The organism is Kitasatospora griseola (genome assembly GCF_044999035.1).
Lineage (GTDB): Bacteria > Actinomycetota > Actinomycetes > Streptomycetales > Streptomycetaceae > Kitasatospora > Kitasatospora griseola.
The window spans coordinates 4,557,984-4,576,535 of sequence record NZ_CP173360.1 but is presented as its reverse complement, the minus strand read 5'-3'; the positions used below and the strand labels follow the sequence as shown (position 1 = coordinate 4,576,535).

17 protein-coding genes are annotated in these 18,552 nt (G+C 74.0%); 7 read left to right on the top strand and 10 right to left on the bottom strand.

Translation table 11 applies throughout. The annotated features are described in order from the left end of the window. Window positions 1-32: 32 nt before the first annotated feature. A complete protein-coding gene (locus ACI1MP_RS20780) occupies window positions 33-1,217 on the bottom strand; it encodes a MarP family serine protease (protein ID WP_380335670.1) in 1,185 nt (394 codons plus the stop codon). A gap of 145 nt (window positions 1,218-1,362) precedes the next feature. Here ACI1MP_RS20780 and ACI1MP_RS20775 point away from each other — a divergent pair, with 145 nt between their 5' ends. Further along, the gene (locus ACI1MP_RS20775) at window positions 1,363-2,163 is read left to right on the top strand and encodes a DUF4389 domain-containing protein (protein ID WP_380335668.1); all 801 of its coding nucleotides are present in this window, start codon (window positions 1,363-1,365) and stop codon (window positions 2,161-2,163) included. Window positions 2,164-2,170: 7 nt separating this feature from the next. Here the strand turns inward: ACI1MP_RS20775 and ACI1MP_RS20770 are convergent, their stop codons facing one another. From ACI1MP_RS20770 to ACI1MP_RS20755, 4 genes are all read right to left on the bottom strand, one after another. After that, on the bottom strand, window positions 2,171-2,866 hold the full coding sequence (locus ACI1MP_RS20770; RefSeq protein WP_100588175.1) for a CoA pyrophosphatase: 696 nt from the start codon (window positions 2,864-2,866) through the stop codon (window positions 2,171-2,173). Beyond that, window positions 2,863-3,738, bottom strand: coding sequence for an endonuclease III (nth, locus tag ACI1MP_RS20765; protein WP_404869224.1), 876 nt, complete (start codon window positions 3,736-3,738; stop codon window positions 2,863-2,865). Before nth ends, ACI1MP_RS20770 begins: the two co-directional genes overlap by 4 nt. A 99-nt stretch (window positions 3,739-3,837) precedes the next feature. After that, window positions 3,838-5,265, bottom strand: a complete 1,428-nt coding sequence (locus ACI1MP_RS20760) for an MFS transporter (protein ID WP_380335662.1) — start codon at window positions 5,263-5,265, stop codon at window positions 3,838-3,840. 94 nt (window positions 5,266-5,359) lie between these two features. Further along, window positions 5,360-6,316 carry a hypothetical protein gene (locus ACI1MP_RS20755; RefSeq protein WP_380335659.1) on the bottom strand — a complete coding sequence of 319 codons (957 nt, stop codon included), beginning with the start codon at window positions 6,314-6,316 and terminating at the stop codon, window positions 5,360-5,362. Window positions 6,317-6,670: 354 nt separating this feature from the next. Between ACI1MP_RS20755 and ACI1MP_RS20750 the strand changes: the two genes are divergently transcribed. The 3 genes from ACI1MP_RS20750 (at window position 6,671) to ACI1MP_RS20740 (ending at window position 9,839) form a co-directional block, all read left to right on the top strand. Then, on the top strand, window positions 6,671-6,943 hold the full coding sequence (locus tag ACI1MP_RS20750; protein ID WP_380335657.1) for a heavy-metal-associated domain-containing protein: 273 nt from the start codon (window positions 6,671-6,673) through the stop codon (window positions 6,941-6,943). 55 nt (window positions 6,944-6,998) lie between these two features. Beyond that, on the top strand, window positions 6,999-9,251 hold the full coding sequence (locus ACI1MP_RS20745; protein ID WP_404869223.1) for a heavy metal translocating P-type ATPase: 2,253 nt from the start codon (window positions 6,999-7,001) through the stop codon (window positions 9,249-9,251). 144 nt (window positions 9,252-9,395) lie between these two features. Then, window positions 9,396-9,839, top strand: a complete 444-nt coding sequence (locus ACI1MP_RS20740) for an iron chaperone (RefSeq protein ID WP_380339386.1) — start codon at window positions 9,396-9,398, stop codon at window positions 9,837-9,839. Window positions 9,840-9,852: 13 nt separating this feature from the next. Here the strand turns inward: ACI1MP_RS20740 and ACI1MP_RS20735 are convergent, their stop codons facing one another. Further along, window positions 9,853-10,758, bottom strand: coding sequence for a hypothetical protein (locus ACI1MP_RS20735; protein ID WP_380339384.1), 906 nt, complete (start codon window positions 10,756-10,758; stop codon window positions 9,853-9,855). Window positions 10,759-10,910: 152 nt separating this feature from the next. Between ACI1MP_RS20735 and ACI1MP_RS20730 the strand changes: the two genes are divergently transcribed. The 3 genes from ACI1MP_RS20730 to serS all read left to right on the top strand — a co-directional run bounded on the left by ACI1MP_RS20730 (window position 10,911) and on the right by serS (window position 13,358). After that, a complete protein-coding gene (locus ACI1MP_RS20730) occupies window positions 10,911-11,114 on the top strand; it encodes a DUF4287 domain-containing protein (RefSeq protein WP_380339381.1) in 204 nt (67 codons plus the stop codon). 47 nt (window positions 11,115-11,161) lie between these two features. After that, window positions 11,162-11,956 (top strand): alpha/beta fold hydrolase, encoded by a 795-nt coding sequence (locus ACI1MP_RS20725; protein WP_380339378.1) that lies wholly within the window; start codon window positions 11,162-11,164, stop codon window positions 11,954-11,956. Window positions 11,957-12,062: 106 nt separating this feature from the next. Beyond that, complete coding sequence (serS, locus tag ACI1MP_RS20720) at window positions 12,063-13,358, top strand: serine--tRNA ligase (protein ID WP_380339375.1); 1,296 nt, start codon at window positions 12,063-12,065, stop codon at window positions 13,356-13,358. Between the two features lie 95 nt (window positions 13,359-13,453). Here serS and ACI1MP_RS20715 read toward each other — a convergent pair whose 3' ends face one another. Genes ACI1MP_RS20715 through ACI1MP_RS20700 form a run of 4 tightly spaced genes read right to left on the bottom strand, consistent with a single transcriptional unit; the run spans window position 13,454 to window position 18,463 of the window. Next, window positions 13,454-14,551: a sensor histidine kinase gene (locus ACI1MP_RS20715; protein ID WP_404869222.1), complete on the bottom strand. Its 1,098-nt coding sequence runs from the start codon at window positions 14,549-14,551 to the stop codon at window positions 13,454-13,456. Continuing rightward, a complete protein-coding gene (locus ACI1MP_RS20710; protein ID WP_404869221.1) occupies window positions 14,548-15,207 on the bottom strand; it encodes a response regulator in 660 nt (219 codons plus the stop codon). Before ACI1MP_RS20710 ends, ACI1MP_RS20715 begins: the two co-directional genes overlap by 4 nt. 35 nt (window positions 15,208-15,242) lie before the next feature. After that, window positions 15,243-15,917: a response regulator gene (locus tag ACI1MP_RS20705; protein ID WP_380339367.1), complete on the bottom strand. Its 675-nt coding sequence runs from the start codon at window positions 15,915-15,917 to the stop codon at window positions 15,243-15,245. Then, the gene (locus ACI1MP_RS20700; RefSeq protein WP_380339364.1) at window positions 15,914-18,463 is read right to left on the bottom strand and encodes an ATP-binding protein; all 2,550 of its coding nucleotides are present in this window, start codon (window positions 18,461-18,463) and stop codon (window positions 15,914-15,916) included. The genes ACI1MP_RS20705 and ACI1MP_RS20700 overlap by 4 nt, the downstream gene beginning before the upstream one ends. Window positions 18,464-18,552: the final 89 nt, after the last annotated feature.

The window sequence follows — 18,552 nt, the reverse complement described above, 5'->3', positions numbered from 1 at the left end:
GGGTCGTCAGGGAACGCGCGGCGGGCGGCCGGTCAGAGCGCGCAGCCCTGGGTGTCGACCCGGCCGGAGGCGGTGGCGCCCTGGGTGACGTCCTCCTTCACCTCGGCGGCGGTCAGCACGTAGCCGGTGTCGGAGCTGTCCAGCGACTTGGCGAACACCACGCCGTACACCTGACCGTCCGGGGTGAGCAGCGGGCCGCCGCTGTTGCCCTGGCGGACCAGCGAGCGGATCGAGTAGACGTCGCGGACCACCTGGCCGCGGTGGTAGATGTCCGGGCCGTTGGCCTGGATGCGGCCGCGGATGCGGGCGGGCTGGACGTTGAAGGCGCCGTTCTCGGGGAAGCCCGCGACGATCGCCGAGTCGTTGCTGCGGGCCTCGCCGGCGAAGGTCAGCGGCGGGGCGTTCAGCCGGGGGACGTCCAGCACGGCGATGTCGCGCTGCCAGTCGTAACGGACCACGGTGGCGTCGTAGAGCTGGCCGGTGCCGCCGATCTGCACGGTCGGCTCGTCGACGCCGCCGACCACGTGCGCGTTGGTCATCACCCGGTGCGGGGCGAACACGAAGCCGGAGCCCTCCAGGGTCTTGCCGCAGGAGGGGGCGGTGCCCAGCACCTTCACCAGCGAGCCCTTGGCCTTCTGCACGCCCGCGCTGCCGGCCAGCGCCGGGTCGGGCGGGTCGACCTCGGTGATCGGCTCCTGCTCGAACGGGTTGAACACCTGCGGGAAGCCGTTGCGGGCGAGTTCCTTGCTGAAGTCGGAGAACCAGTTCGGGGCGTCGGACGGCAGCGCCGACTGCACCGAGCCGAGCACCTTGGAGGTCCGGACCTGCTTGGAGACCGTCGGCAGCGAGGTGCCCGCCAGCGCCGAGCCGATCAGCCAGGCCACCAGCAGCATGGACAGCACGTTCACCAGGGAGCCGCCGACCGCGTCCAGGGTCTTGACCTTGGCGCGGCCGATCCGTCCGCGCAGCTTCCAGCCGAAGTGGGTGGTGATGGCCTGGCCGACCGCGGCGAGCACGATCACCACCACGACCGCCACCACCGAGGCGGTGGTGCCCTGGGAGAGGTGGCGCAGGAGCAGCGGGAGCAGCTGGACGGCGATCAGGCCGCCGCCGAGGAAGCCGAGCACCGAGAGCACGCCGACCACGAATCCCTGCCGATAGCCGGAGACGGCGAAGCCCAGTGCGGCGGCGATCAGCAGCAGATCCAGGACGTTCACCCGGATACCCTCCCACGACCCACCGGGCGGGGGACAACGGCCGTCCGGTGTCGCCCGATCGGGTCAGCCCGGCAAGCAGCCCGCCCGGAATGGTTGGGACTGTCTGACCATCCGGACAGCTGACCAGGGATCAGGGAGCCGCGCCATGGAACAGCCCAGGTGGGACGTGCCCGTCGTGGACCGCACCGAATTCCGGCCAGCCCTCGATCTCCCGCCGTCCGCCCGCCAGAACCGGCTCACCGTGCTGCTGCGCCTGCTGCTGCTGATCCCGCAGCTCATCGTGCTGTGGCTGCTGTCGATCGTGGCCTTCGTGGTCACGGTGATCGGCTGGTTCGGCGCGCTGTTCACCGGCCGGCTCCCCCGGTTCGCCGCCGAGTGGCTGTCCGGGTTCCTGGTGTACGACACCAGGGTCTACGCCTCGATGCTGCTGATGGTCGACCGCTACCCGCCGTTCCGCTTCGCCGCGCCCGAGCACCCGGTGCGGATCGAGGTGCGCCCCGGCGAGCCGCTGAACCGGCTAGCGGTGTTCTTCCGGCTGCTGCTGGTCGTTCCGGCCGCGATCGTCCAGGGCCTGCTGCAGGCGGGCTGGTGGTCGCTGTCGGTGATCCACTGGCTGGTCGTGCTGGTCATGGGCCGGATGCCGCAGGCGCTGTTCGAGGCCACGGCCGCCGTGCTGCGCTACCGGGTCCGGTTCGAGGCGTACCTGATGATGCTCACGTCCTCCTACCCCGTGGGCGTGTTCGGCGACCCGCCGAACGCCGAGCCGCAGCGCTCCGCGACCCGGCCGCTGGTGCTGACCGGGGCCGCGAAGGCGCTGCTGGTGATCTACCTGGTGCTCGGGGTGGCCTCGTGGGCGGCGGGCTCGGCGAGCGACGAGTGGCACTCCGAGGACGACAACCCCGGGGACGTGGTCACGACGCTCGCCCCGCTGCGCGTCGGCCCCTGAGGACCGGTCAGGAGCGGTGGCGCAGCGACAGCGCCACCGCCTCCTCGGAGAGTTCCACGGTGCGCCCGCTGTCCCAGGGCCGCTCCAGGCCGCTGAAGTGCAGCACCCGGTCGATCACCCCGGCCGTGAAGCCCCACACCAGCCGGTCGGCGACCTGGAACGCCGGGCCGGTGAACCCCGACGGGTGGCGCAGCCGGGCCCGGTTCGCCGGGTCGGTCAGCTCCGCCAGCGGGACCCGGAACACCGCGCCGGTCTCCGCCGGGTCGACCACCGCGACCGGCGACTCGCGCCGCCACCAGCCGAGCACCGGCGTCACCACGAAGCCGCTCACCGGGATGTACAGCGCGGGCAGCCGGGCGAACAGCTGCACGCCCGACGGGTCGAGGCCGGTCTCCTCGGTGGCCTCGCGCAGCGCCGCCGCCAGCGGGCCCGAGCCGGCCGGGTCGCCGTCCTCCGGGTCCAGCGCGCCGCCGGGGAAGGACGGCTGGCCGGCGTGCGAGCGCAGGCTGCGGGCCCGTTCGATCAGCAGCAGGTCCGGGCCGGCCGGGCCCTCGCCGAACAGCATCAGCACCGCCGACGGGCGGCCGCCCTCGGCGGGCGGCAGGAACCGGCTCAGCTGCTCGGGCACCGCCCGCTCGGCGGCGTCGCGCACCGGCAGCAGCCACTCGGGCAGGCCGTCCCGAAGCACTGCGGGCATCGTCATGCCTTGCCTCCCACGTTCTTCCGGGCGGCCCGCACCGCGGCCGGGGCGGTGTCGGGCAGCGGGTGTCCGGCCGCGACCTCGGCACGGGCCGCCGCCTCGCCCGGGAGGTCCGCCGGGGGCCGGAGGCGCTGGCCGGGCTGTCCGGCGAGCTCGTACTTGAGCAGCTTGCGGGCCTGCTCCGGGTCGGTCTCGCCGATGCCGTAGGACGGGCAGAGCGGGGCGATCGGGCACGCCCCGCAGGCGGGCTTGCGGGCGTGGCAGACCCGGCGGCCGTGGAACACCACCCGGTGCGAGAGCATCGTCCACTCCGACTTCGGGAAGATCGCCGCGACCTCGGCCTCGACCTGCTCCGGGTCCTCGGCGGTGGTCCAGCCGAACCGGCGGGCGAGGCGTCCGAAGTGGGTGTCGACGGTGATCCCGGCGCCGCCGAAGGCGTTGCCGATCACGACGTTGGCGGTCTTGCGGCCCACCCCGGGGAGGGTGACCAGATCCTCCAGCTTGCGCGGCACCTCGCCGTCGTAGCGGTCGCGGAGCGCGATCGACAGGCCGATCAGCGACTTCGACTTGGCCCGAAAGAAGCCCGTCGGGCGGACGATCTCCTCCAGCTCCTCGGGGACGGCCGCCGCGAGGTCCTCCGGCGTCGGGTACTTGGCGAACAGCGCCGGGGTGGTCTGATTGACCCTCAGGTCGGTGGTCTGCGCCGACAGCACGGTCGCCACCAGCAGTTGGAACGGCCCGTCGAAGTCCAGCTCGGGGTGCGCGTACGGGTACAGCTCCGCCAGCTCACGGTTGATCCTCCGGGCCCGGCGCACCATCCCCAGGTGCGTCTCGGGCTTCTTCCGCCCGGCCTTCGCGACCTTGCTCTCTGCCATGCACGAAGGCTACGCCGATCCGCCGGGCCGACGGCCGCTTTGCCCGGAGGACGGCGAAGTGCCCGGCGCTCGCGAGGGAGCGCCGGACGGGGCGGCGGATCAGGCGGCGGCCTCCACGGGCTCGGCGGCGGGGGCCGGGCTGCGCAGGGTGAGCAGCGAGGCCAGGGCGCCGAGCAGGGCCAGGGCGGCGGCGCCGGTGAAGGCGGCGGAGAAGCCGTGGGTCAGGGCGACCGGGTTGCCGAGCTCGCGGGAGCCGTTGGCGGCGGCGACGGCGGTCATCGCGGCCAGGCCGAGGGCGGAGCCCACCTGGTAGGAGGTGTTGACGATGCCGGAGGCGAGGCCGCCCTCGGCGGGGTTCGGGACGGCGAGGGCGGTGCCCAGCGACGGGATGAAGGCGAGCGCCATGCCGACGGCGGCGAGCAGCGAGGCCGGCAGGACGTCGACCGCGAAGCTGCCGTCCGGGCGGGCCAGCGACAGCCAGTACATGCCGGCGGCGAGCGCGGCCAGGCCGGTGACGATCAGCGGATTCGGGCCGAAGCGGGCGATCAGTCGGGGCGCCAGGACGATCATCATCAGCATGATCGCGGCGGTCATCGGCAGCAGCGCCGCACCGGAGGCGAAGGCCTCCAGGCCGAGCACCTGCTGCAGGTAGAGGTTGAGGAAGAACCACATCGGGATCCAGGCCGCCGCCATCAGCAGCTGCGCCAGGTTGGCGCCCGCCAGGTTGGGGCTGCGCCAGATGCCGAGGCGCATCAGCGGCTCGCTGCGGCGGGACTGGATGCCGACGAACGCGGCGATCAGCAGGAGGCCGGCGGCCAGCACCAGCCAGGTCTGCGCGGAGTCCCAGCCGACCTCGGGGGCCCGGACGATGGCGAACACGGTGACGGCGAGGCCGGCGGTGACGGTGATCGCGCCCAGCCAGTCGATCGATCCGCGGCGGGCCGCGGCGGCGGGCATCACGGACGGGCTGGCGAGCAGCACCAGCAGAGCCACCGGGAGGTTGATCCAGAACACCCACTCCCAGCTGGCGTACTGGGTGATCAGGCCGCCGAGGAACACGCCCGCGGTGCCGCCGGCCGGGGCGGCCGCGCCGTACAGGGCGAAGGCCTTGGGCAGTTCGGTGGGACGGCCGCCGAACAGGGTCATCAGCAGGGTGAGCGCGGCCGGGGCGATCAGCGCCGAGCCGGCGCCCTGGGCGGCGCGGCCGACCAGTTCGACCCAGGCGGTGCCGGCCAGGCCGGCCACCAGGGAGCCGGCGGCGAGGACGATCCAGCCGGCGGCGAAGATCCGCTTGGCGCCGAGCAGGTCGGACAGGCGTCCGCCGAGCAGCAGCAGGCCGCCGAAGGCGATCACGTAGGCGTTGAACACCCAGGACAGGTTCTCCTGCGAGAACCCGAGCGCGGTCTGCATCTTCGGCAGGGCCACGCCGATGATCGAGGTGTCCATGATGACCATGAACTGGGCGAGGGCGATTAAGGCGAGCGCCGTCCAGCGGCGGGGTGCGGGGGGTGCGGCGAGGTCTGACACGGCCGGGGGCTCCTCTGGAGAAATACCGGGAGGGGGTATGTAGGCGACGTGGGTGTGCGCGGACCGGGAATCCGCGCGGGGGTGGCGCGCTCGATCAGTGGTGGTGCGCCGACTCGCTCGAAGCCGGAGCCGGAGCCGGGGCCTCGGCGGCCGCCGGGGCGCCGCCGCCCGCGGCGAGGGTGAAGGCGGCGGTGTGGACGGCGCCCGCGTGCTGGAAGTCCAGGAACAGGCGGTACTCGCCGGCGCTCGGCGCGGTGGCCTCGAAGTCGACCTCCGGGCCCGGCTCGGTGACCCCGTCGCCGGGCGCGCCGTCCGGGTGGACGTGCAGGTAGCCGAGGTCTCCGGCGCGCAGCACCACCAGGTGGCCGTAGGCGGCGAGGTACGGGTCGAGGTCGTCGACCGGACGGCCGTCCTTCGACACCGCGAAGGCGAGCCTGCCCGCCCGGCCGGCCGTCAGGTCGCCGGTGAGGGTCACGGTGTAACCGTCGACGGTCACCGAGCGGCCGGTCTGCGGGAGGGCGGCCGGCCGGTAGTCGCCGGTGGCGTGCAGGTCCGCGCCGAGGGTCAGCGACTCGGCCTCGGCGGCCGGGACGAAGTCGGCGAACACCCGGTAGTCGCCGGCCCTGGCGATGTTCGCCGGGACGCTCCAGGTGCCGTCCGCGGCGCGGACCGGGTGCACGTGCTGGAAGTCCGTCAGGTCGCGGCCGGCGATGATCAGGTGGAGCTCCTTCTCGTGTGCGGGCCGGTACGCGGTGAGCGGCTTCCCGTCCGGCGCCAGCACCCGGAAGCTCAGTTCGGTCGGGCCGCCGGCCGGGACCACCGGGCGGTCGAGGCTCAGCGTGTAGCCGCGGTCCGAGATCTGCAGGCCGCCGACCGGATGCTCCTCGTGGCCGCCGTGCCCCTCGGGCGCGGCCGTGGCGTCGTTGGCCTGGTGGGCGTGTCCGGCGGCCGGGGCCGGGGTGCTGCCGACGGCGCGGCCGACTCCGTAGGCGGCGCCGAACGCGAGGGCGAGGCCCGAGGTGAAGACGGCGACCTTGAGTGCGGTGTTCATGGCGGACTCCCTCTGACGGGGTGGGGTGCCTGGCGACATCACGGAGTAGATACCCCCCAGGGGTATGTGTCAAGCAACGTGGAACCGGCCTCGACACCGACCGGGCGGGCGATCGGACGGAACCGCGAGGTCAGGGCGGCGGCAGGTCGCCCGGAAAAAGTCTCCGCACGCGGAGCGGGGTGCGAAGGGGTGCGCATAAGGAGGCGTACACAGGGAGGGGACATCCCGGCAGATCGGGGCGGCGGCGCGGATCCAGGGGCGGAAACGCTTGCACGGCATACCCCCCAGGGGTATAAATGTTGTTGCCGGGAGGGATACCCCCTCCAGGTATCGAGAACTTCAACGGAGGATCCCATGTCCTGCTGCTCCAGCGACGGCACCTGCTCCACCACCGCGACCGTCGCCGCGCCGGCCGCCGTCACCACCGTGTTCACGGTGTCCGGAATGACCTGCGGGCACTGCGAGAAGACCGTCGGCAAGGCGATCGGGGCACTCGATGGCGTCGAGGCCGTGCAGGTGGACGTGAAGACCGGGCTGGTCACCGTCGGTTCGACGGCCGAGCTCGACGACGAGACGGTGCGCGCCGCCGTCGACGAGGCCGGCTACGAGTTGACCGGCCGCGCCTGAGAACCGTAGGAACCCGGCCGCCGGCCGGGATGTCCGACACCACGAGGAGCCTCTGATGACCACCCAGGCAGCACCCGCCTCCACCGAGGTGGAACTCCGCATCGGCGGCATGACCTGTGCCTCTTGCGCCGCGCGGATCGAGAAGAAGCTCAACCGCATGGACGGCGTCCGGGCCAGCGTCAACTACGCCACCGAGAAGGCCAAGGTGGTCGTCGACGGGCCCGTGGACGTCTCCGACCTGATCGCCACCGTGGAGGCCACCGGCTACACGGCCGCCCTCCCGGAGCCCCCGGCCGAGGAGAAGGGCGAGCAGGCCGCCGGCGCGGACGACGAGCTGGCCCCGCTGCGGCAGCGGCTGATCACCGCGCTGGTGCTGGCCGTGCCGGTGATCGCGATGGCGATGGTGCCGGCGCTGCAGTTCGACAACTGGCAGTGGCTGTCGCTGACGCTGGCCGCGCCGGTCGTCACGTACGCGGCCTGGCCGTTCCACCGGGCCGCCTGGACCAACGCCCGGCACGGCGCGGCGACCATGGACACCCTGGTCTCGCTGGGCACCGGCGCCGCGTTCCTGTGGTCGCTGTGGGCGCTGTTCTTCGGCGACGCGGGCATGCCGGGCATGCGGCACGGCTTCGAGTTCACCATCGCCCGCTCCGACGGCGCGTCGAACATCTACCTGGAGGCGGCGGCCGGCGTCACCGCGTTCATCCTGGCCGGCCGGTACTTCGAGGCCCGGTCGAAGCGGACGGCGGGCGCGGCGCTGAAGGCGCTGCTGGAGCTGGGCGCGAAGGACGTGACGGTGCTGCGGGACGGCCGCGAGGTGCTGCTGCCGATCGGGCAGCTGGCCGTCGGCGACCGGTTCGTGGTCCGTCCCGGCGAGAAGATCGCCACCGACGGCACGGTCGTCGAGGGCAGCTCCGCCGTGGACGCCTCGATGCTGACCGGCGAGTCGGTGCCGGTCGAGGTCGGCCCGGGCGACGCCGTGACCGGCGCGACCGTCAACGCGGGCGGCCGGCTGGTGGTCGAGGCCACCAGGGTCGGCGCGGACACCCGGCTGGCCCGGATGGCGAAGCTGGTCGAGGACGCCCAGAACGGCAAGGCCGCCGCCCAGCGCCTCGCCGACCGGATCTCCGGCGTGTTCGTGCCGGTCGTGATCACCCTGGCGCTGGCCACCCTGGGCTACTGGCTGGGCACCGGCGAGGGCTGGACCGCCGCCTTCACCGCCGCCGTCGCCGTGCTGATCATCGCCTGCCCCTGCGCCCTGGGCCTGGCCACCCCGACCGCGCTGCTGGTCGGCACCGGCCGCGGCGCCCAGCTGGGCATCCTGATCAAGGGCCCCGAGGTCCTGGAGAACACCCGCAAGGTCGACACCATCGTGCTGGACAAGACCGGCACCGTGACCACCGGCCGGATGACCCTGGTCGGCGTCCACACCGCCGAGAACGCCACCGAGGACGAGGCGCTGCGGCTGGCCGGCGCGCTGGAGCACGCCTCCGAGCACCCGATCGCCCAGGCCGTGGCCACCGCCGCGCAGGAGAGGTTCGGCACGCTGGAGCCGGTCGAGGGCTTCGAGAACGTCCCGGGCCTGGGTGTGCAGGGCGTGGTCGACGGCCACGCGGTGGTCGCCGGACGCGAGGCGCTGCTGGCCGACTGGTCGCAGCACCTGCCGGCGGAGCTGCTGGTCGCCAAGGCCGAGGCCGAGCGGGCCGGCCGGACCGCGATCGCGGTCGGCTGGGACGGCGCGGCGCGGGCCGTCCTGGAGGTCGCCGACGCGGTGAAGCCGACCAGCGCGGAGGCGATCGCCGAACTGCGGGCGCTGGGCCTGCGCCCCGTGCTGCTGACCGGTGACAACCGGCTGGTGGCGGAGTCGGTCGCGGCCGAGGTCGGCATCCCCGCCGAGGACGTGATCGCCGAGGTACTGCCCGAGGACAAGGTCGCCACCGTCCGCCGCCTCCAGGCCGAGGGCCGCACCGTCGCAATGGTCGGCGACGGCGTCAACGACGCCGCCGCCCTCGCCCAGGCCGACCTGGGCCTGGCCATCGGCACCGGCACCGACGCCGCCATCGAGGCCGCCGACCTCACCCTCGTACGCGGCGACCTCCGCTCGGCCGCCGACGCGATCCGCCTCTCCCGCCGCACCCTCGCCACCATCAAGGGCAACCTGTTCTGGGCCTTCGCCTACAACGTGGCGGCCCTGCCGCTCGCCGCGACCGGCCTGCTCAACCCCATGATCGCAGGAGCGGCCATGGCCTTCTCCTCGGTCTTCGTGGTCGGCAACAGCCTGCGGCTGCGGACCTTCAAGGCCCGCTGATCGCACCCACCGAAGCCCGGCCCGGGAGTCCCCCGGGCCGGGCTTCGGCGTTCGCACAAGCGATCAGTTTCCGAGAAGCCGGGGCGCCGGGCGCGTTCCTACGATGAGGACACGACACCGAGGCAGCGGACGGGAGAGCCGGTCATGGCGGAGAAGCACGAGGGTTTCACGGCGGACGAGCGCGCGGCGATGAAGGAGCGCGCCAAGGAGCTGAAGGCGGAGACCAAGCGGGCGTCGGCCGCCGCGAAGGCCGCGGAGGCGGAGCAGGACCTGCTGGAGAAGATCGCCGAGATGCCGCCCGAGGACCGGCTGCTGGCGGAGCGCTTCCACGCGATCGTCACCGAGGTCGCGCCGGAGCTGGCCCCGAAGACCTGGTACGGCATGCCCGCGTACAACAACAAGGACGGCAAGCCGGTGTGCTTCTTCCAGAGCGCCGCCAAGTTCAAGTCCCGGTACGCGACCATCGGTTTCAGCGACCAGGCGCGCCTCGACGACGGCGACCTGTGGCCGACCTCCTACGCGGTCGCCGATCTGGGCGAGGCCGAGTCGGCGCGCATCGCCGAATTGGTGAAGCGCGCCGTCGGCTGAACCAGCGCCGTTCTCAGTTCGAGTAGGCGCGCAGGGTGAGCAGGGCGGAGAGGGTGACGCCCGGACGGGCCTCGTGCTCGGTGGACTCCGACCAGCGGGCCCAGTTGATCGGCCAGCCGCCGTCGGGGAGTTGGGCGGACAGCAGGTGGAGCAGGCCGCGTTCCAGCTCGGCGTCGGAGAACCAGGCGCGGGCCAGGCTGTCCGGGCGGGGCGCGAAGTCGTGCGGCAGGTGGTACTCGCGGGGTGCGTACCCGGGGGCGAGCCGGACCTGCTCCGGGTGGGCCGGGTCGAGCAGCACCAACTGCTGACGGCGCACCAGTTCGCCGAGCCGGGCGGCCTGTTCGGTCGCCCAGGCGCGGTCCGGCGAGGCGTCCAGGATGCCGACGGCGGTGAACACCTCGTACGGGTGGGTGGTGTCGATCGCCTCGACGGCGCGGCGGCAGAACTCCTGGGCGCCCGCCAGCCAGGCGTGCTCGACGCCGTGGCGCAGCAGCGGGGCGGCGATCTGGCCGGTGGAGAGCAGCTCGGCCGGCGGGTCGTCGGCGATCGGGATGAACGGCGGGTGCGGGTAGCCGCGCAGGCTGGGCAGCACGGCGGGCACGCCGCCGTCCGGGGTGGTCAAGGTGGCGGCCCAGTCGCAGAGTTCGCCGCCGCGCGGGCCGGTCAGCGCGCCGGCCTCGCCGAGGATGCGGGCGGCGGCGCCGGCGGCCAGCGGTTGGGCGGCCGGGCCGCGGACGTCGGGTTCGAGGCCGTACGCCCAGCCACCGTCCGGGGTGCGGTGGGCGTCCAGGGCGGCGAGGACGCCCGCCGGGTCGGGGGCGTCGAACAGGTGGGTGAAGCGCCGCTGTTCCAGGACCCGGCCCGAGGTCCACAGGTAGCCGGCGGCGCGCTCGATCGTGCTGTCGTCGATCCATGCCATGACCCGACCGTAGGCGGCCCGAGGGGGCTGCGTCCGGTGTTGGCGAAGTGGCGCGAGAAAACTTTCGCGGGGACCGATGAGTTCCGCCGGGGCCGCTCGTCCATACCTGTGACGGCACGACAGCAGCGCAACGGAACGCGGAGGAACCCGGGATGAGCGTCAAGGGACCGGCCAGCTACTTCCCCTCGATCGAGCAGAAGTACGGGCACCCGATCGCCCACTGGCAGGAGCTGGTCCGCAGCTCGCCGCTGACCAGGCACATGGAGCTGGTCGCCTGGCTGAAGACCGAGCACGGTCTGGGCCACGGCCACGCCAACGCGCTGGTCGCCCACACGCTCGCCACCGCCGCCCGCTGACCGCACCGCACCCCCGTCGCACCCGCATCGCACCCAGGAGTTCGACCATGACCGAGTTCGTGACCTCTGCCGACGGCACCCGGATCGCCTACCAGGCGGTGGGCGAGGGCCCCGCCGTGGTGATCGTGGACGGGGCGCTCTGCCACCGCGCGTTCGGCCCGTCCGCCGGGATCGCCGCCCAACTGGCCGACGGCCACCGGGTGTTCAGCTACGACCGGCGCGGCCGCGGCGAGAGCGGCCCGCTCGACGGGTACGCCCTGGAGCGGGAGATCGAGGATCTGGCGGCGCTCGTCGCGGCGGCCGGCGGCTCCGCGGCACTGTTCGGCCTGTCCTCCGGCGGGGCGCTCGCGCTGCGGGCGGCCGGTGCGGGCATCGGCGTCGAGCGGGTCGCCGTGTACGAGCCGCCGTTCAGCACCACCGAGGAGCAGCTGGCCCGGTTCGTCGACTACCGGACGGGCGTGGCGCAGGACATCGCCGCCGACGACCGGGCCGCGGCGGTCGCCCGCTTCATGGCGTTCGTCGGCATGCCCGAGCCGATGATCGACGGGATGCGCCAGTCGCCCGTCTGGCCGGTGTTCGAGTCGGTCGCACCGACGCTGGCCACCGACACCGAGGTGCTGGACGGCGCGGTGGGCGCGCCGGTGCCGGCCGAGCGGCTGGCGGCGCTGACCGTTCCGGTGCTGGTGCTGGACGGCGGCCTCAGCCCGGAGTCGCTGCGGGCCGCGGCCCGGGCGGCCGCGGCCGCCGCGAACGCCGAGTACCGCACCCTGGAGGGACAGACCCACGAGGTGGCGCCGGAGGTGCTGGCCCCGGTCCTCACGGAGTTCATGACCACGGGCTGACCTGGGGCTGACATGGGACGCAATGGCGGAGAAAGGCACTACGACGCGATCCGCGCCCCTGCTACCGTCGGGATTCCGATCTGGCTGTCCCGAGGAGCAGACTCCGATGCATGATGCCCGCGCCCTGATCGACCTGGGGGACGAAGCCGTCCGGCGGCTCGCACGCCGCGGCCACCGCCTCGACCTGTCCGCACTGGACGCCCTGCAGTCCCGGCGGAACGCGGGCATCCAGGCCGGCGACGAGCTGCGGGCCCGCTCGAAGCAGGTCGCGCAGGAGGTGCAGCGGACGGCGAAGCAGGGCGGGGACGTCTCCGAGCTGAAGGAGAGCGCCCGTTCGCTGAAGGAGCAGGTGCAGCAGAACGAGGGCGAGCTGGAGAAGGTCCAGCAGGAGCTGACGGACCTGCTGCTGACGATCCCGAACCTGCCGTCCGACGAGTCCCCGGACGGCTTCTCGGACGAGGACGCCCTGGAGGTGCGCCGGGTCGGCGAGCCGCAGTCGTTCGACTTCACGCCCAAGGACCACGTCGACCTGGGCGAGACCATGGGCATCATGGACTTCGGCCGGGCCACCAAGCTGTCGGGCTCGCGGTTCAGCGTGCTGCGCGGCACCGGTGCGGCGCTGGAGCGGGCGATCGCCGCGCTGCTGCTGGACCTGCACACCCGTCGGCACGGCTACGTCGAGCACGCGGTGCCGTACCTGGTGAACCGGCGCACCATGACCGGCACCGGGCAGCTGCCGAAGTTCGAGGAGGACCTGTTCCGGACGGGTGTCGCCGACCGGGACCTGTTCCTGATCCCGACCGCCGAGGTGCCGCTGACCAACCTGTACGCGGACGAGATCGTCCCGCCGGCCGAGCTGCCGCTGGCGCTCACCGCGCACACTCCGTGCTTCCGTTCGGAGGCCGGCTCGTACGGGCGGGACACCCGCGGGCTGATCCGGCTGCACCAGTTCTCGAAGGTGGAGATGGTGCGGATCTGCGCCCCGGAGCAGTCCCGGGAGCAGATGCTGCTGATGGTGTCGCACGCCGAGGCCTGCCTGAAGGAGCTGGAACTCTCCTACCGGGTGGTCATGTTGGCGGCCGGCGACACCGGCTTCTCGGCACAGCTGACGTACGACCTGGAGGTGTGGCTGCCCAGCCAGGACACCTACCGGGAGATCTCCTCGGTGTCGGACTTCGGCACCTTCCAGGGCCGCCGGGCCGGCATCCGCACCCGGGACGAGAACGGCAGGCCGACCCCGGCCGCGACCGTGAACGGTTCGGGTCTGCCGCTGGGCCGCACCATCGCGGCGGTGCTGGAGCAGCACCAGCAGGCCGACGGTTCGGTGCTGCTGCCGAAGGCGCTGCACAAGTACCTCGGCTTCACCCGGATCGCCGCCGACGGCACCCCCGTCGAGGAGTAGAACTCCCGCTGGTACAACGCGACCTGACGGCGCGCGGCTCCTCGCCGCGCGCCGTCGGTGCGTTCAGCCATCGGTGCGTTCGGCCGCCGGTGCGTTCAGCCGCCGGTGGGCAGGGTCGCCGCCACCTGCCAGCCGGCGCCGTGCGGGCCGGCCGTGAGCTCGCCGCCGAGGTCGGCGATCCGGGTGCGCAGCGCGGCCAGGCCGGTGCCGCCGCCGGGGCGGGCGCGGGAGTGGGCGCGGGGGTGGGCGGGGCCGCTGTCGGTGACGGTGACGGTCAGTCCGGCGCCGGGGCGGTGGGCGAGGGCGACGGCGATCCGGTCGGCGGCGGGCGCGTGGCGGCGGATGTTGGTGAGGGCCTCCAGCGCGACCCGGTAGGCGGCGTCCTCGACGACGGGCGGCAGCGCGGGCAGCTCGGCGACGCCGTGCAGGGCCGGGCGGTCGGGGAAGCGGTCGAGCAGGGCGGGCAGTTCGGCGAGGGTGTGGCGGCGCGGGCCGGCGCCGTCGGGGGCGCGAAGGGTGTCGAGGGTCTGGTCCATGGAGGCGAGGGCGCGCTGTCCGGCGGCTTCCAGGCGGGTCAGCAGCCGGGTGTTCTCCGCCTGGTCGTAGCCGCCGACCTGGGCGGCCTGCACCTCCAGCAGGATGCCGGTGAGCTCGTGGGCCACGTAGTCGTGCAGGTCGCGGGCGACGGCGAGGCGCTGTTCGCGGCGGGCGTCGCGGACGGCGCGGGTCCGGCGGGCGTCCTGGCCGCGCAGGTGGAGGGCGGCGCCCAGGGCGGCGGCGACGGGGACGGCGGCGAGCAGCAGGCCGGCCACCGAGGCGTCCGCCGGGTGCGGCTGGCGCAGTGCGAAGCGCAGCGGCAGTGCCAGGGCGGCGGCGGCGGTGAGCGCGCCGACCGCCCAGGCCCGGCGCTCCGTCAGCCGCCGCACCGAGCGCACCAGCAGCGCCAGCAGGGCGGCGAACTCGACGGGCATCCAGAGCAGCGCCAGGCCGTGGTCGCCCGGGAGGCCGGCGTCGACGGCGAGCGAGACCAGTGCGGCGGCGACGGCGGTCGGCGCGGGCGGCGGGCGGAGCACGGCGAGGGCGAGCGCCAGGGCGGCGGCGGCAGCGGGGAACCAGGCCGTCCACGGGCCGAGCGCCGCGGGCAGCAGCAGCAGCGCGGCCGCCGCGGCGGTGAGGGCGCGGCGGGCGGTCATCCGGGCAGGTCGGTGAGGTAGCCGAGTTCGAAGGCGCGCATGGCGATGCCGACCCGGTTGCGGACGCCGAGCTTGCGTTGGATGTGCGCGACGTGGGTCTTCACGGTGCCGGGCGAGATGAACAGGGCGGCGGCGATGTCGGCGTTGGTGCCGCCCGCGGCGACCTCGCGGGTGATCTCCTGCTCGCGGCCGGTGAGCGGTTCGGCGAGCGGCACGGCGTCGGGGCGGCGGCCGGTGACGTGCTGGAGCAGCCGGACGGTGACGGACGGGCTGATCAGGCTGTCGCCGGCCATCGCGGCGCGGACGGCCTCGATCAGCAGGGCCGGCCCGGAGCGCTTGAGCAGGAAGCCGGAGGCGCCGCCGCGCAGCGCCGGGTACACGTACTCGTCGAGGTCGAAGGTGGTCACCACGACCACCTTGACCTGCGGGTCGGCGGTGGGCCCGCAGAGCTGCCGGACGACTTCCAGGCCGTCCATCCGGGGCATCCGGACGTCGACCAGGGCGACGTCCGGGCGCAGCGCGCGGGCGGCCTCGACGGTGGCGACGCCGTCGGCGGCCTCGCCGACCACCTGGAGGTCCGGTTGGGTTTCGAGGATGCGACGCAGGCCCCGTCGCACCATCTCCTGGTCGTCGGCGAGCAGCACCCGGATGGTCACCCGGCGGATTCTGCCACAGCGCTGTTGACGGTCCGTCAGGGCAGGTAGCGGTAGCCGAGGCCGGGTTCGGTGATCAGGTGGCGGGGCCGGTGCGGGTCGCGTTCGAGTTTGCGGCGCAGGGCCGCGAAGTGGACCCGCAGGTAGTTGCTGTGGTGGTCGTGGCCGGGTCCCCAGACGGCGGTGAGGAGTTGCCGGCGGCCGACCAGCCGGCCGGGGGCGGCGAGCAGCACGGAGAGCAGCTGCCATTCGATGGGGGTGAGCCGGACGGGGCCGTCCGGTCCGGTGGCGCGGGCGGCGGCCGCGTCCACGGTGTGGTCGCCGATCCGGGCGAGCGGCGGGGCGGCGGCGGGTGCGGGGCGGCGCAGGACGGCGCGCAGCCGGGCGAAGAGTTCGTCCATGACGAAGGGTTTGGTGAGGTAGTCGTCGGCGCCGCCGTCGAGGGCGTGGATCCGGTCGGCGGGGTCGGTGCGGCCGGACAGCACGATGATCGGTGCGGCGCTGTGCCGGCGCAGCGCGCGCAGCACGTCCATGCCGTCCTGGTCGGGCAGGCCCAGGTCGAGCAGGACAGCGTCGGGCGGGGTCTCCTCGGCCAGCTGCAGGGCCTGCCGGGCGGTGCCGGCGGTGAGCGCCGCGTACTGGCGGGCCAGCAGGTTGAGGCGCAGGGTGCGCAGCAGGCGGGGTTCGTCGTCGACGGCCAGGACACGGGTCATGAGGTTCCCTCGTGGGCGGTGGCGGCGGGCAGGGTGAGCAGCATGGTGGCGCCGCCGCCGGGGGTGTCCTCGACGTCGAGGCTGCCGCCCATGGCTTCGGCGAGGCCGCGGGAGAGCGCGAGGCCGAGGCCGAGGCCGGTGGTGTTGTCGGTGTCGCCGAGGCGCTGGAACGGCAGGAAGACCCGGTCGCGGTCCTCGGGCGGGATGCCGGGTCCGCGGTCGACGATCCGGATCTCCACCCGGTCGGCGTGCGCGGAGGCGGTGACCAGGACGGGTGCGCCGGGCGCGTTGTGCCGCAGCGCGTTGGTGACGACGTTGGCGAGGACGCGTTCCAGCAGTGGCGGGTCGGCGAGGACGGGCGGGGCGGTGTCGAGGTCGAGCGGCTGGACGGGCGCGTCGGGGTCGGGCAGCGAGTCGAGGGCGCGCGGCAGGATCTCGTCCAGGTGGGTGGGTTGCAGGTGCAGGGTGAGCGCGCCGGCCTGCAGCCGGCTCAGGTCGAGCAGGTTGTCGACCAGCCGGGTGAGTTCGACCAGCGATTCGTCGGCGAGGGCGAGCAGTTCGGCCCGGTCGGCGGCGGAGAAGTCGACGTCGGGACTGCGCAGCGAGCCGACCGAGGCGAGCGCGGTGGCGAGCGGGGTGCGCAGGTCGTGGCTGACGGCGGCGAGCAGCGCGGTGCGCATCCGGTCGGCGGCCCGGATCGGTTCGACCTCGGCGGCGACGGTGGCGAGGCGGTCGCGTTCCAGGGCGGCGGCCAGGTGGGCGGCGAACGCGGCCAGCACCCGGTGGTCGGTGTCCGGCAGCCGGCGTCCGGTGAGCACCAGCAACGCGTCGGCGCCGACCGGCAGTTCGGTGACCTCGGGGTGTTCCTCGGCGGCGGCCGGGGTGTCGGTGCGGGCGAGCACCTCGCCGCTTGCGGGGTCGAGCAGCGCGGCGGTGTCCAGTCCGAAGGAGGTGCGGGTGCGTTCCAGCAGGGCGGGGACGGCGTCGGCGCCGCGCAGCACCGAGCCGGCCAGGGTGGAGAGGGTCTCGGCCTCGGCGGTGGCGCGGGCGGCCCGGGCGGTCTGCCGCGCGGAGTGGTCGACGACGGTGGACACGCACAGCGCGACGGCGGCGAACACGGCGAGCGCGATGAAGTTGTTGGCCTCGTTGATGGTGAAGGTGTGCACCGGCGGGATGAAGTAGTAGTTCAGCAGCAGCGAGGCGACCAGCGAGGCCAGCAGGGCGGACATCGCGCCGCCGAGCAGCGCGACGCCGACGACGCCGAGTTGGAAGATCAGCGCGTCGGTGGTGAGGTTCAGCGCGGTGTGCGCCTGGGAGAGCACGGCGGTCAGCACCCAGGGGACGGCGAGTCCGGCGGCGTACCCGGCGAGGGTGCGGCGGCGGGAGTGCCGGCGGCCCAGCGAGGGGAGCCGGCCGCGGCCGGTGAACGCGTGGGTGACCATGTGGACGTCGATGTCCTCGGACCGGTCGACGGTGGTCTCGCCGATGCCGGGGCCGGTGAGGAAGCGGTTGGTGCGGCCGCGCCGGCTGGTGCCGAGGACCAGCTGGGTGGCGTCGCGGGCGCGGGCGAAGGTCAGCAGCGTCTCGGGGATGTCGTCGCCGACCACCACGTGGTAGCTGCCGCCGAGCGACTCGACCAGGCTGCGCTGCTCGGCGAGCCGGCCGGGCGAGGCGCCGGCCAGGCCGTCGCTGCGGGTGACGTGCACGGCGATCAGTTCGCCGCCGGCGGTGCGGTCGCAGATCCGGGCGGCGCGCCGGATCAGGGTGGGGCCCTCCGGTCCGCCGGTGAGGGCGACGACGACGCGTTCGCGGGTCTCCCAGACCCGGTCGATGTTGTGCACGGCCCGGTAGTCGCGCAGCCCTTCGTCGACCCGCCCGGCCAGCCAGAGCAGCGCGAGTTCGCGCAGGGCGGTGAGGTTGCCGACCCGGAAGTAGTTGGCGAGCGCGGCGTCGACCTTCTCGGCCTGGTAGACGTTGCCGTGCGCGAGCCGGCGGCGCAGCGCCTGCGGGGCCATGTCGACGAGTTCGATCTGGTCGGCGCGGCGCACCACCTCGTCGGGGACGGTCTCGCGCTGCGGCACGCCGGTGATCTTCTGCACCACGTCGTTGAGCGACTCCAGGTGCTGGATGTTGACGGTGGTGACCACGTCGATGCCGGCGGCGAGCAGTTCCTCGACGTCCTGCCAGCGCTTGGCGTGCCGGCCGCCGGGGATGTTGGTGTGGGCGAGTTCGTCGACCAGGGCGAGTTCGGGGCGGCGGGCCAGCAGCGCGTCCAGGTCGAGTTCGGCGAACTCGGTGTCGCGGTAGCGCCGCACGGTGCGCGGGAGTTGCTCCAGGCCGTCGAGCAGCCGGGCGGTGCGCGGCCGGTTGTGGGTCTCCAGGAAGCCGACCACCACGTCGGTGCCGCGTTCCTGCCGGCGGTGCGCCTCGTCGAGCATCCGGTAGGTCTTGCCCACGCCGGGGGCCGCGCCCAGGTAGACCCGCAGCCGGCCCCGCCGGTGGCCTGGCGGCTGCGCTCGGAGGGCCTGTCCGGGGTCGACTGGCATGGCGGCTCGTCTCACGGTGGTGGGTTGGAGGGGTTCGGGGACGCGGCCGGCCGACCCGGGCGGGGGAGCGCCCGGGTCGGCCTGCTTGG

Bases quoted from the DNA above. Each gene is read 5' to 3' on its own strand.
- ACI1MP_RS20775 (WP_380335668.1), top strand. From the start codon at position 1,363: ATGGAACAGCCCAGGTGGGACGTGCCCGTCGTGGACCGCACCGAATTC.
- ACI1MP_RS20770 (WP_100588175.1), bottom strand. From the start codon at position 2,866: ATGACGATGCCCGCAGTGCTTCGGGACGGCCTGCCCGAGTGGCTGCTG.
- nth (WP_404869224.1), bottom strand. From the start codon at position 3,738: ATGGCAGAGAGCAAGGTCGCGAAGGCCGGGCGGAAGAAGCCCGAGACG.
- ACI1MP_RS20755 (WP_380335659.1), bottom strand. From the start codon at position 6,316: ATGAACACCGCACTCAAGGTCGCCGTCTTCACCTCGGGCCTCGCCCTC.
- ACI1MP_RS20750 (WP_380335657.1), top strand. From the start codon at position 6,671: ATGTCCTGCTGCTCCAGCGACGGCACCTGCTCCACCACCGCGACCGTC.
- ACI1MP_RS20745 (WP_404869223.1), top strand. From the start codon at position 6,999: ATGACCACCCAGGCAGCACCCGCCTCCACCGAGGTGGAACTCCGCATC.
- ACI1MP_RS20740 (WP_380339386.1), top strand. From the start codon at position 9,396: ATGGCGGAGAAGCACGAGGGTTTCACGGCGGACGAGCGCGCGGCGATG.
- ACI1MP_RS20735 (WP_380339384.1), bottom strand. From the start codon at position 10,758: ATGGCATGGATCGACGACAGCACGATCGAGCGCGCCGCCGGCTACCTG.
- ACI1MP_RS20730 (WP_380339381.1), top strand. From the start codon at position 10,911: ATGAGCGTCAAGGGACCGGCCAGCTACTTCCCCTCGATCGAGCAGAAG.
- ACI1MP_RS20725 (WP_380339378.1), top strand. From the start codon at position 11,162: ATGACCGAGTTCGTGACCTCTGCCGACGGCACCCGGATCGCCTACCAG.
- serS (WP_380339375.1), top strand. From the start codon at position 12,063: ATGCATGATGCCCGCGCCCTGATCGACCTGGGGGACGAAGCCGTCCGG.
- ACI1MP_RS20715 (WP_404869222.1), bottom strand. From the start codon at position 14,551: ATGACCGCCCGCCGCGCCCTCACCGCCGCGGCGGCCGCGCTGCTGCTG.
- ACI1MP_RS20705 (WP_380339367.1), bottom strand. From the start codon at position 15,917: ATGACCCGTGTCCTGGCCGTCGACGACGAACCCCGCCTGCTGCGCACC.
- ACI1MP_RS20700 (WP_380339364.1), bottom strand. From the start codon at position 18,463: ATGCCAGTCGACCCCGGACAGGCCCTCCGAGCGCAGCCGCCAGGCCAC.